Annotated in this window: 13 protein-coding genes; 7 read left to right on the top strand and 6 right to left on the bottom strand. The window is 36.2% G+C overall.

All coding sequences use genetic code 11. From position 1 onward, the window contains the following. Positions 1-30: 30 nt before the first annotated feature. Both NSQ95_RS05640 and pdhA read right to left on the bottom strand, forming a co-directional pair. Positions 31-1008, bottom strand: a complete 978-nt coding sequence (locus NSQ95_RS05640) for an alpha-ketoacid dehydrogenase subunit beta (protein WP_340884392.1) — start codon at positions 1006-1008, stop codon at positions 31-33. A 3-nt stretch (positions 1009-1011) separates the two neighbouring features. Then, positions 1012-2124 (bottom strand): pyruvate dehydrogenase (acetyl-transferring) E1 component subunit alpha, encoded by a 1113-nt coding sequence (gene pdhA, locus NSQ95_RS05635; RefSeq protein WP_340884394.1) that lies wholly within the window; start codon positions 2122-2124, stop codon positions 1012-1014. 557 nt (positions 2125-2681) lie between these two features. Here pdhA and NSQ95_RS05630 point away from each other — a divergent pair. Continuing rightward, positions 2682-4252 (top strand): IS3 family transposase gene (locus NSQ95_RS05630; RefSeq protein WP_340884396.1). Its coding sequence is split into 2 segments (ribosomal slippage): positions 2682-3315 and positions 3315-4252, totalling 1572 coding nucleotides; the frame shifts between segments, so codons are not numbered across the junction. 115 nt (positions 4253-4367) lie between these two features. Here NSQ95_RS05630 and NSQ95_RS05625 read toward each other — a convergent pair. Then, positions 4368-5012, bottom strand: a complete 645-nt coding sequence (locus NSQ95_RS05625; protein WP_340884399.1) for a YkyA family protein — start codon at positions 5010-5012, stop codon at positions 4368-4370. A gap of 134 nt (positions 5013-5146) precedes the next feature. Here NSQ95_RS05625 and def point away from each other — a divergent pair, with 134 nt between their 5' ends. Beyond that, positions 5147-5704: a peptide deformylase gene (gene def, locus NSQ95_RS05620; protein WP_340884401.1), complete on the top strand. Its 558-nt coding sequence runs from the start codon at positions 5147-5149 to the stop codon at positions 5702-5704. Positions 5705-5924: 220 nt separating this feature from the next. Here the strand turns inward: def and NSQ95_RS05615 are convergent, their stop codons facing one another. Together NSQ95_RS05615 and NSQ95_RS05610 are read right to left on the bottom strand one after the other, a co-directional pair. Continuing rightward, the gene (locus NSQ95_RS05615; protein WP_340884403.1) at positions 5925-6860 is read right to left on the bottom strand and encodes a carbohydrate kinase; all 936 of its coding nucleotides are present in this window, start codon (positions 6858-6860) and stop codon (positions 5925-5927) included. A gap of 11 nt (positions 6861-6871) precedes the next feature. Next, the gene (locus NSQ95_RS05610; protein ID WP_340884406.1) at positions 6872-7645 is read right to left on the bottom strand and encodes a Cof-type HAD-IIB family hydrolase; all 774 of its coding nucleotides are present in this window, start codon (positions 7643-7645) and stop codon (positions 6872-6874) included. A gap of 286 nt (positions 7646-7931) precedes the next feature. On the opposite strand from NSQ95_RS05610, the gene NSQ95_RS05605 reads away from it, so the two are divergent. The 5 genes from NSQ95_RS05605 to NSQ95_RS05585 all read left to right on the top strand — a co-directional run bounded on the left by NSQ95_RS05605 (position 7932) and on the right by NSQ95_RS05585 (position 12074). Beyond that, the gene (locus NSQ95_RS05605) at positions 7932-8141 is read left to right on the top strand and encodes a DNA-directed RNA polymerase subunit epsilon (protein ID WP_169358920.1); all 210 of its coding nucleotides are present in this window, start codon (positions 7932-7934) and stop codon (positions 8139-8141) included. A gap of 3 nt (positions 8142-8144) precedes the next feature. Then, positions 8145-9812 carry a ribonuclease J1 gene (gene rnjA, locus NSQ95_RS05600; protein ID WP_340884410.1) on the top strand — a complete coding sequence of 556 codons (1668 nt, stop codon included), beginning with the start codon at positions 8145-8147 and terminating at the stop codon, positions 9810-9812. Between the two features lie 738 nt (positions 9813-10550). Beyond that, positions 10551-11039, top strand: a complete 489-nt coding sequence (locus tag NSQ95_RS05595; protein ID WP_340884413.1) for an SRPBCC domain-containing protein — start codon at positions 10551-10553, stop codon at positions 11037-11039. A 524-nt stretch (positions 11040-11563) separates the two neighbouring features. Further along, complete coding sequence (locus NSQ95_RS05590) at positions 11564-11752, top strand: hypothetical protein (RefSeq protein ID WP_340884416.1); 189 nt, start codon at positions 11564-11566, stop codon at positions 11750-11752. Positions 11753-11876: 124 nt separating this feature from the next. Then, the gene (locus tag NSQ95_RS05585; RefSeq protein WP_340884421.1) at positions 11877-12074 is read left to right on the top strand and encodes a DUF4177 domain-containing protein; all 198 of its coding nucleotides are present in this window, start codon (positions 11877-11879) and stop codon (positions 12072-12074) included. A gap of 59 nt (positions 12075-12133) precedes the next feature. Here the strand turns inward: NSQ95_RS05585 and NSQ95_RS05580 are convergent, their stop codons facing one another. Next, on the bottom strand, positions 12134-12319 hold the full coding sequence (locus tag NSQ95_RS05580) for a hypothetical protein (RefSeq protein WP_340884424.1): 186 nt from the start codon (positions 12317-12319) through the stop codon (positions 12134-12136). Positions 12320-12476 lie beyond the last annotated feature (157 nt).

Below are 12476 nucleotides of genomic sequence, written 5' to 3'. Positions count from 1 at the left end.
AGTGCTCACCCTTTCTATTGTTCGTTTCTTTTAGAAATTTAATACTTTCTTTGCTGTTTCCATTATATCTTTAGAGTTTGGCAACCAAACTGTTTCTGCTTGAGAGAATGGGAATACAGTATCTGGTGCAGCCACACGTAGAACTGGAGCCTCTAGGCTTAGAATAGCTCTCTCTGTAATTTCTGCAACAACGTTTGCTGCAATACCAGCTTGTTTTTGCGCCTCTTGTACAACAATTGCGCGGTTTGTTTTTTCTACAGAAGCAATGATTGTTTCGATATCTAATGGTTGTACAGTACGAAGATCCACAACTTCAACAGAGTGTCCTTCTTTTTCTAGTTCCTCAGCTGCTTTCAAGCTTTCTTGAACCATTGCACCATAAGTAATAATCGTTAAATCAGTACCTTCACGTTTCACGTCTGCTTTTCCAAGAGGAATAGTATACTCTTCCTCAGGAACTTCGCCGCGGAAAGAGCGATACAATTTCATATGTTCTAAGAAAATAACTGGATCATTATCACGAATAGCAGATATCAGTAAACCTTTTGCATCGTAAGGTGTAGATGGAATAACCACTTTCACACCAGGAGTTGAAGTCATTAAAAGCTCCAAGCTATCTGCGTGCATTTCTGGTGTATGAACTCCTCCACCAAAAGGTGAACGTATAGTTACTGGCGCATTAAAAGCACCACCTGTACGGAAACGCATACGAGATAATTGTCCACTAATTGAATCCATCACTTCATATACGAAACCAAAGAATTGGATTTCAGGAACTGGACGGAATCCTTGTAATGAAAGACCAACTGCCAATCCACCAATACCTGACTCTGCAAGTGGTGTATCAAATACACGATCTTCCCCAAATTCTTTTTGTAGTCCTTCAGTTGCACGGAATACTCCGCCGTTATTACCAACGTCTTCGCCGAAGACTAACACATTTTCATCATTTTTAAGCTCAGTACGGAGAGCATCCGTAATAGCTTGAATCATCGTCATTTGTGCCATCGGTTACTTCGACTCCTTCTCTGTATAGTAAGCTAATTGCTCATCTAAGTTATATGGATTTTCTTCATACATAATATTTATTAAATCTGTTACTTTTTGTTTTGGAGCAGCATCCGCTTTTTTGATTGCATCTTTAATTTCTTCTTTCGCTCTCTCAATTACTTCTGCTTCTTTTTCTTCATTCCAAATACCTTTGCTCTCCAAATACTTACGGAAGCGTACTAATGGATCTTTTTTCTCCCATTCAGAATCTGTTTCTGATGTACGGTAGCGTGTAGGATCATCACCAGCCATTGTATGTGGACCGTATCGGTAACAAACAGTCTCGATTAAGCTTGGCCCTTCGCCTCTAATTGCACGATCTCTAGCATCCTTTGTTGCAACATATACAGCTAGTGGATCCATTCCATCAACTAACATGCTTGGTAAGCCAGCAGCAATCCCCTTTTGAGCAATTGTTTTAGCTGCAGTCTGTAGCTCACGTGGAGTAGAGATAGCATATTGGTTATTTTGGACAATAAATACAGCTGGTACACGGAAAGCTCCAGCAAAGTTAATGCCTTCGTAGAAATCTCCTTGAGAAGAACCGCCATCTCCTGTATACGTAATAGCGATTGATTTCTTGCCACGTTTTTGCATTCCTAATGCAACTCCTGCAGCTTGAATGAATTGAGCGCCTATAATAATCTGTGGTGGAAATACATTTACACCTTCAGGAATCTGATTGCCTCTAAAGTGACCACGTGAGAATAGGAATGCTTGCCATAACGGTAAACCATGCCATACTATTTGTGGCACATCACGGTAGCCTGGTAAGATAAAATCTTCTTTTTCACACGCAAAATGGGAAGCAAGCTGGGAAGCCTCTTGCCCTGCTGTTGGTGCATAGAAGCCAAGACGTCCTTGTCGGTTTAACGAAATAGAACGTTGATCTAATATTCTCGTATAGACCATGCGACTCATTAATTCCACTAAATCTTCTTCAGATAAATTAGGGTTCGCTTGTTCATTAACGATTTCCCCGTCTTCATTTAAAATCTGGAACATTTCAAACTTTTCTTCGATTTCATGAAGCGTTTTCATTGGGTCAAACTGGGTTTCTTTGTTTGAAGCCATAAAGCACCTCTCCTTTTTCTCTGTATTAAAATTTATTTACACATTGATTGGTACAATATCAATTCCATCTAAGTATACTCAAGAATAAATGCTCGGTCAATCATCTAGAACTCTATCATTTTTATATTAGAATATTATAAACATTACATTCTGTACTAGTCATTAATTTCATCTGTATTATATCAGTTCGAAGGGATATCGATAAATTAAATACATCATTAATACATTTCCCATTTCCTATCGTCCAAATACCTATATTGATATAGATAAACGCCTTTTCGATATACATACCACGTCTAATCATTTTTACACATGATTATTCTATGGCTTTTCCGAAACCATATAAAATTAATCGGACATCACCGTCACCAAGTCTAGTGATCCTCTCGATTACTTAGAGACAAGTCTGAGGCAAACCTCTCTTCAAAATAAAAAGTTCCGATAAGTCAGCTTGCTTTAAAAATAAATAAAAACGTGAAATCAAGTTTGATATGCTCCCCAATAGGTAGACAGGTGAAAAAACAAAAATCTGTTTACCTGTTGGGGGGTATTTTTTTATGGCGCGAAGTAAGCATACAGTTGAACAAAAACTAACCGTTCTCCAACTGTTTGAGGATGGAAAATATACATTAGAAGAAATTTGTAGAATGCATGAATTAACCTATACTACACTTTACCGTTGGCAAGCGAAATATAAAGCGGAAGGATTAGAGGGGTTGAAGGATTCACACACTTGGAAACCTTACTCAAAAGAACTGAAGGAAGCTGCGGTACTAGATTATACACGTAATGGATTAACCATGAATGAAATACTCGCAAAATTTCAAGTGAGTAGTGATTCTGTTTTGTATGGTTGGATTCGCAAGTATACTAGCCATAGCGAATTAAAAGACTCAAGAAAAGGAATGAGTAAAACTATGACTAAATGGAGATCAACAACGGTAGAGGAACGCATTGAAATTGCACAATATTGCTTTAACACTCAACGAAATTATCAAGCAACTGCAGAAAAATATGGGGTTTCGTATCAACAAGTGTATAGCTGGGTGAAGAAATTAGAAACAGCAGGCGTAATGGCATTAAAAGACGGTCGTGGGCGCACGAAATCAATGGAAGAATTAACAGAAGAAGAGAAATTAAAATTACGCATGCAACAAATGGAACGTGAAATGGAACGCTTGCGTGCAGAAAACTTATTCTTAAAAAAGTTAGAGGAAATCGAGAGGAGGCGTTAATCAGTCAAATTCGCTTACAACAGCGTTATCTAGCGATTCAAGAACTACATACAGAGGAACATATTCCGGTTATCGTCTTATGTAAAATCGCTAAAATTTCACGTGCTGCCTATTATAAATGGTGCGCGCGCACCTCATCAAAGCGCGAACAAGAAAACGAAGCTTTATTAGAGGGGATTCGCCTACTATACGACCAGGTTGATGGAATCTATGGATACCGTCGTATGACGCTGACGATCAATCGTTATCGTAAAGTGGCAGGCTCACCTACGTACAATGAAAAACGAATTTACCGTTTAATGCGTATGTATCTAATACAATCTGTCATTCGTCGAAAACGAAAAGGATATAAGAAATCTACACCACAGCACGTTGCAGAAAATCTGTTAAATCGCAATTTTAAGGCTTCTAAGCCAAATGAAAAATGGTGTACAGATATTACCGAATTCAAATATGGTGTCGGAAGAAAAGCATATTTAAGTGCAATTATTGATTTACACGATGGGTCAATTGTTGGTTATAAACTAGGTAAATCCAATAATAATCGTTTAGTTTTTGACACGATTATTCCAGTGATAGAACAATTGCCAGCTGGCGCCTTCCCGATGATTCATAGTGATCGTGGCTTTCAATATACTTCGAAGGGATTTAAACGCATCGTAGATGGCGCTAAAATGACGCACAGTATGTCTCGAGTTGGCCGTTGTTTGGACAACGCTCCAATCGAGAATTTTTGGGGTACACTGAAGTCAGAAATGTATTATTTGCGGGAATTCCAGTATGAGGAATTAAGAAAAGCAGTTGATGTGTATATTTACTTTTACAATCATCAACGTTATCAAAAACGACTAAACGGCCTGAGCCCTCTAGAATTCAGAGCTCAAGCCGCTTAGTTCAATTTTTATTATTTCCACTGTCTACTTGACAGGGAGCAGTCCAGTTGCCGATTTCACGTTTTTATTATATTGACTAGTTTTGTTCAAGCCTCAAATAAAGTGTATATACATTTTATTCTTCGTTTTGAAGAGTAGAAAAAGCTTGATCTTTTACTTCATTTAATTGTGTAGTTAAGTCATTGAATTCTTGAACTGCTTGTTGCACAGCTTCATTCTGCTTATTAACCTCTGCAACCTGCTCTTGAATTTTAGATACGTCCGCTTCTTCATCTAAAAGCATATTATAAAGAGCGTCTTGTAAGCTTGTAAGAGAGTTGTATTGTTCAACCAAATTATCATAAGAATCATATCGATTTTTAAAAGCATCTTCTACTGAACGGATACTTTCCTTTTCGGATTCCTCTTTAGCATCAGAAATAACTGACTCTAGGTCTGTAAGCTTCTCCTTTGCCTTCGATATGGAATCCTTTTCTTTTTCTACCAGTGTCATACGTTCTTCTAATAGATTAGCAGTTGCCTCTACTTGAGCACTAAGCTCTTCTTTTTGGTCCTGAGTTAATTCCATCATGCTTTGAAAATTTCCCTGTTCCTTTAACTCTGTTTCCTTCAAGGATGTTTGAACTTCTCTATAGCCTTCTTCTGCTTCATAGATTTCAGTCAAAACATTTGATAATTTTTCCTGAGTGCTTTCTCCAAAAGAGCAGGCAGACAATAGTAAAAGTGACATGAAAGGAACCACGAATATTAATTTTTTCATTCCGTAACCTCCTATACCCATTTTCAACTATAATTGTTCTAGTTACTAAATTCAACTGACTTATATACCTTTTTGTTTAGTAAAACGACATAATTCGATATAATAGAAATATGAAATTTGAAAGGACGATCAAGATGATTTTAATGCCTAACATTATTAGAGATGGACATCCTACTCTACGCAAGAAAACGGAAGAGCTTACCTTTCCACTCACTGAGGATGAAAAAGCTCTGGCAAATGATTTATTGGAGTACGTTATAAATAGCCAAGATGATGAAATGGTGAATAAATACAACCTTCGTCCTGGAATTGGAATTGCTGCACCACAAGTAAACCAATCTAAAAGAATGTTTGCCTTACACCTAATGGATGAGAACGATCAGGAAATCAGCTTTGTTGCAGTTAACCCTAAAATCATTAGCCATTCCGTAGAAAAAACATATATACCTTCTGGTGAAGGCTGTCTATCTGTAGACGAAGTTATTGAAGGGTATGTTCCGCGATATGCCAGAATTACAGCAACTGGCTTTTATCCGGATGGAACTCCATTTAAGAAACGTCTAAAAGGTCTGGCTGCTATCGCCTTCCAACATGAATTAGACCATTTGAATGGCATTATGTTTTATGACCATATCAATCCACAAAACCCTTATGCGGAAATAGCAGATGCATTTCCTTACGAAAATAAATAATTAAAAAGATTGGCCTCTACGGAGACCAATCTTTTTTCAATAAGGCTATGTTGATGGGTAGGGTTGGTTTATGATGCAAAGAAAACTTAAATCAGAGAGTAGAATTGATTTTTCGCACCAGCCGGACGCTTTCCTCGGGGTGAGCGATAAGCCTCACCCAACCCCTAGCAAAGCTTTTAATAATAAATGCTCCGCTCTCCTCTCCTAAAGCAACTACACATTAGTTGATATCGGAAAGTTTTGGCATAGCAGACAACGCTCCAAAGTTTGTTGCACAAATAGATCCGAGCTTATTCCCAAAAGCAATATATCTGATCCATTCTTCTCTAGTTTTAGGCTTCCCTTCTGACTGGATTTTAGATAGAATACCTGCCATAAATGCATCTCCAGCACCGGTTGTATCAACAGCTATTACTTTTTCAGTCGGGATATGAACCAGTTCCCCTTCGATCATGGCGTATGTTCCTTTTGCTCCTACTGTTACAAGGATTACGGAAATATTATATTCCGCTAATCTATTAATCCCCTCTAATTGAGTATTAGCTTGAGTTAAAAAGAAAAGTTCTTCTTCCGTGATTTTAAATATATCTACGTCATGAAGAAACGAACAAATTGTCTCTCTGCATTGCTGCTCAGTATTCCATCTTAATGGGCGAATATTAGCATCAAACGATATTAGCGCACTAGATTTCTTTGTTTGTTCTACTATTTTTTTAGTAGTCTCTCTAGCGATTGAATGAAATAATGTCCCAGAGCAAAAATGGAAAGCACTTGCTTGATTAAAAGCATTCAAGTCTATCATAGAGAAATCTACTTGTAAGTCAGGGGTATCATCTAAATAAGTATGAAAATGACGATCGTTATTTTCTGTTAAGTGCACATAAACTCCACTTATAGACTTTTCCGGGTCGACCTGTATGTAAGAAAGGTCAACCCCTTCTGCTTCTAGCTCCCTCTTCACAAATTTAGAGGTATCATCTTCTCCGATGATAGTTATAAAAGAGGAGGAAGAACCTAGTCTGCCAATACCTGCAGCTACATTTACAGTGGCTCCTCCTAAAAACTTTTTAAAGCTCTTATTTGTCTGATCCTTTGAAATATAGTCAACAAAGGCATCGCCATATACTAATACGTACTTATTACTTTGCTCTATCATGTGATACTCCTTTAAATTAGCTTTAATTGCCTCATTGCATTTACTAGACCATTTTCTGAGACATGTTCAGTAACGATTGTGGCGTGTTTTTTTAGTTCATCTACAGCATTTCCCATAGCTACACCTGTACCTACGAACTTCAGCATTTCTACATCATTTAATCCGTCCCCGAACGCAACTGCATTTTGACGAGTTTCTCCTAAATATTCTAAAAGTATCTCAATCCCAACAGCTTTAGACATGCCTTTAGGAAGCACATCACAAGATACTCTGTGCCATCTTACAAAGGACAAGTTAGGAAATGCACGTTCATATTCCTCTTGTACATCTTTTTCGCAAAAGACAAGCGCCTGATGAATATCATTATTTAAATAAAAATTTTCTGCCTGTCTAGGAAAACCGACCTTTAAAGTAGAAATACTTTCAATCACGTCTTTATGATCGGGTACATTTGAAACCATCTCATGGCTGTCCATATATACTAAAGGCTGGTCTTTCAAAGCAGCAAACTCCGAAAGTTTTTTAAGCTCTTCCTTATCTATAACACCTTTATGTATGGTTTTGCCTTCAAATTGAACAATTTGACCATTATAAGTTATATAAGAATCAATTTGAAGTTGATCTACGATTGCTTTAGCTAGAAATGGTGCTCTTCCAGTAGCAATTACAGTAATATGTCCATTTTCTCTCGCTTGTTTAAATGCTTCTTCTACCCCTTCAGGAATATTTTTCTCAAAATCTAAAATGGTTCCATCTATATCGAAAATCAATACTTTTTTTTCCATTATTTTTTCTCCCTTTTCAAGTTAAATTATTTGACTTTTCTGTTATAATCCTTTACAAACTCCACATTTTCATATATAATACGTCATAAGGAGTGGATTGCCATGTTGAAACGCTTGAAAAGAAAACTGTTGCGGCGACTCGGCGGAATGCTCAGAAACAAAACGATTGCTTAAGTCAAATGTCTTGCCCTTCAAAAATTGAAGGGCTTTTCTTTATTTTAAATAAGTAGCGTGATAATATAAAGAGAATTGATTTATTTTGAACGTGAAAAAGGAGAGTATAAAAATGATTTATAAAGTTTATTATCAAGAAAATGCACTAGAGGTACCAGTTCGCGAAAACACTAAAAGCTTATACGTAGAGGCTGAATCAGAGCGTGAGGTTCGTTCACTTCTTATAGACCGCAAGTATAACATTGAGCTTATCCAGTTGCTTGAAGGTAACCACTTGGAATACGAACAAGCAAGTCCAAATTTCAAAGTAGAAGAGCTGTAATTCATGAAATTTGTAAAAAATGACCAAACAGCTGTTTTCGCCCTCGGCGGACTAGGTGAAATCGGCAAAAATACGTATGGTGTTCAATTTCAAGATGAAATTATTCTAATTGATGCGGGTATTAAATTCCCAGAAGATGATCTTTTAGGAATCGATTATGTGATCCCAGACTATACTTATTTAGTCAAAAATGTGGACAAGATTAAAGGCCTTTTTATTACCCACGGACATGAAGACCATATTGGTGGAATTCCTTACTTACTTAAGCAACTCAATGTCCCAGTATACGGAAGTAAGCTAGCATTGGGTCTGCTTCGAAACAAGCTAGAAGAGCATGGCTTACTACGTCAAACGAAAATGAATGTAATCGAAGAAGACGATGTGATTAAGTTCAGAAAAACAGCTGTAAGCTTTTTTAGAACTACGCATAGTATACCTGATGCTTTTGGAATTGTGGTAAAAACTCCACCTGGTAATATTGTGCATACAGGAGATTTCAAATTTGACTTTACTCCTGTCGGCGAACCTGCAAACTTAACGAAAATGGCAGAAATCGGTCGTGATGGCGTTCTTTGTCTTCTTTCAGATAGTACTAATGCTGAAGTTCCTAACTTCACAATGTCCGAACGCAAAGTTGGAGAAAGTATGGATTCCATTTTCCGTAAAGTAAATGGTCGTATTATTTTTGCAACCTTTGCTTCGAATATCCATAGACTTCAACAAGTAATAGACGCTGCGATTCATCATAATCGCAAAATTGCTGTTTTCGGAAGAAGCATGGACAACAATATTACAATTGGACGAGAGCTAGGCTATATTACAGCCCCTAAGGAAATGTTCATTGATACAAGCGCATTAAACCGATTACCTGCTAACGAAGTTTTAATCCTTTGTACAGGTAGTCAAGGGGAACCAATGGCAGCTCTTTCTCGAATTGCTAATGGTACTCACCGACAAATTCAAATTCAACCAGGAGATACTGTAGTATTTTCTTCTTCTCCTATCCCAGGTAACAGAGCAAGCGTTAATAGAACGATTAATCTGTTGTTCCGTGCGGGTGCAGAAGTTATTCATGGTTCCTTGAACAATGTCCATACTTCTGGGCATGGCTCTCAAGAAGAACAAAAGCTTATGCTACGTTTAATGAAGCCTAAATTCTTTATGCCAATCCACGGGGAATTCCGTATGTTAAAAATTCATACAGAGTTAGCAGCAGATTGTGATGTTCCTATTGAAAACACATTCATTATGGAAAATGGACAAGTTTTAGCATTAAGTTCTAATGAAGCACATGTAGCTGGTCGCATACCATCAGGAGATGTTTATATCGATGGTAGCGGTATTGGGGATATAGGTAATATCGTATTAAGAGATCGTAGAATTCTTTCTGAAGAAGGCTTAGTAATAGTAGTTGTTAGTGCGGATATGGAAAGAAAGAAAATTGTTTCTGGTCCGGATATTATTTCTAGAGGATTCGTGTATATGCGTGAATCTGGCACAATGATTAATGAAGCACAGCAAATGCTAAATAAGCACTTAAGGTTTACAATTCAAGACAAAGCAATAGAGTGGTCTGAATTGAAAAATGAAATTACAGATGTTTTAAGCCCTTATTTATATGAAAAGACTAAGCGCCGTCCAATGATTTTACCAATCATTATGGAAGTGTAAATAGTATAATCTAATCTAGTATTTTTAAAAGTATCTTCGACTGTAGTCATCCACGAGGTTTTCGTGCTTGATTGCAGTCTTTTTTAATAAAAGTTATTTTGATAACACGAACGATTGATAGAGAATTAGGAGATTTATAAGCTTTTAAATAAATAAAGTAGTATTGATTTTCGCTTTCGGCGGACGCTTTCCGCGGGGGGAGAGATAAGCCATCACCCATCGCTTACGCGCGCGGTTGTGATGTCTTATCTGTCTCACTCATCCCTACTTGTGTCGCCGCCTGCCGCTTCAATATAGAGAAAATGTTCATGTTTGATTAATGAAATGCTTTCTAAGTAGAATCGTTAATTAATTACGGATCCAAATCGAGAAAGTAGTCTTGAAACTGATAGAGAAGTTAACTTAATAGAATACTTCACTGCAGTAGGGGTGTTATACTGGACAATTTTTTAAATCGTATGATAGATGCGTTATTTAATTCTTTTCTTAAAATACATCTCGTACAATTCGTCATCATTCAGGTCTTAATAAAAATGCCCATCCAGACCCTCTTCTTGAATCATCTTATAAACATAGAACCATACATCTTCCATTCTCTCCTACCGATACAAAACTTTTTCTACGTATAACGACTTAGTTGTTAGCAATACAATATATTTTCTACAAAAATACAAAATAATTTTAATATTTGATATAATCGGTATTGAATAGCAGTAAATAACTAGGGAGGATTTTGGAATGAAACAATTATTAGAAGGTATTGAGATCAACAAAGAAATCACTATCAATACTCCAATGGATTTAGTTTGGTATGCTTGGACAATATCAGAACGAGTTTCTGAATGGTTTGCTTCTGAAGCAATCATTAATCCTAAAGTTGGTGGAGCATATGAGCTTTATTTCATACCTGGGAATAAAACTGGCATGAATACTAAAGGTTGCAAGATAACTAAACTAGATGAACAGAATGAGCTACAATTTACTTGGAAAGGGCCTGACCAATTTGAAAGTGTCATGAACGATGAGAATTCCCTAACGCTTGTAAAGGTAGTTTTTTTAAATTTAGATAATAATATTACTAAGATTACATTACACCACTCTGGTTTTAATAGTGGTGAAAATTGGGCAGAGGCTATTAAATGGCATGATATGGCATGGTCTGGTGTATTAAGTAGTCTTAAATCTGCACTTGAAAAAGGAGAAGGAAACCTTTGCTGTAAGCCTTAAAAAAATAACTTACGTCTATTTCTTAAAGAAATAGATGTTTTTTTATTACGTTATAGGTTTCTAATACACACTATCTACGTGTTTTGACTTAAACCATTTATGCAGAAAAAAATATCATGTATACATATATTAAGAAATATATTCCGGAGGTTTTGGCAATTAAAACACATAATTTATTTGGGAAAATCATATTTTGGTTAGGTTTCTTATTTTTCATTTCTGGTCTTGGAACAACGCTTGGTCCACTAGAATTCAATTCTCTTTTACCAAATAAATCATTGGCTCTTAGTTTTATCTGGCTCGGAATAGCTATGTTATTAATTTCAAGCCTCTAATAGTTAAAAGATTAAGAAGAGGCACATTTTCCAAGCCTCCTTCACTTCTATAACACCTACTCTCAATGGCAATATATATTTCTAGTTCAACGTAGTTTCTACGTAATGTGCAGTAATAAGAACGGGTTAAATACCCATTTTATGTTAAACTTAAAGCGTGATTATATTTGAACAAAATGGAGGTATAAAATGTCTGGTAATTTACGTTTCTATACGAATATTGTTTTAGTAATTTTAATTATCATCGTTGTTTTCATGAATTTTTTAGGGTATTGGGCAGCAGCTAGATTCGTTCAAATACTATTTTTCTTTGGAATGATTTTCGCTATTTTAGGTGTTGGTGTTGAAATAGGAAAAAAACTAAAAAACAAAAGCTGATTGGAATATTCTAATTGGTTTTTTACTTCGCAATATCTCCGAACTGTCCATCAACTCCCTAAGATTTTTGAAACCTTACATTAATATAAAACGTAAATTAAAGATAAAAAAGGAGGTTGTTTTTTTGTACGAACATAAATTCGTGAAAATCCAATTATCTACATTCCTACGTACTGCTGAGGAAAGTTACCATCAAGTTGTTTATGACCATGAAAAAGAAGGATGGGAATTAGTACAGATTTTTGCACCAGGCTTAAAAGGTTATGGGACTCCTGGTTTTTTTGAATTAATATTTAAACGTAAGAACGAATTAGGGCAATGAGATTTCATTGCTTTTTTTCTTTCTCTTTATTGAACAGTTTTTGTTCTAATGTGTCGTATTTAATCTAGTTCCGCATCTAAACCGTCACCGTTTAAAAAGTCACACAGAACATCAAAATCACCACTTGTTACGACCATATCCCAAGCTAATCCTTCATAACCGTATTCCTCTTGAAGTTCTGATACAGCGCGCTCAAATCTTGTAAATTCATACTCCCCATGATTTACTATTAGTGGTTGTTCCATTTTCATACTCCTTTCGTAGAACACTTTTTGAAAATCTGAATAAGATAATAATGATTAGAAGAACTATTATTAGATTCTCATCTTCGTTCGTGTAAGGAGGTGTGAAAGTCGTGAGAAAAGAATGGAAAAAAACTTTGATTAAATTTCTCAAACAATT

The sequence above is a fragment of the Psychrobacillus sp. FSL W7-1457 genome, from assembly GCF_038593405.1.
Classification (GTDB): domain Bacteria; phylum Bacillota; class Bacilli; order Bacillales_A; family Planococcaceae; genus Psychrobacillus.
The sequence above is the reverse complement of the archived record's forward strand: the minus strand, read 5'-3'. Positions and strand labels throughout refer to the sequence as shown.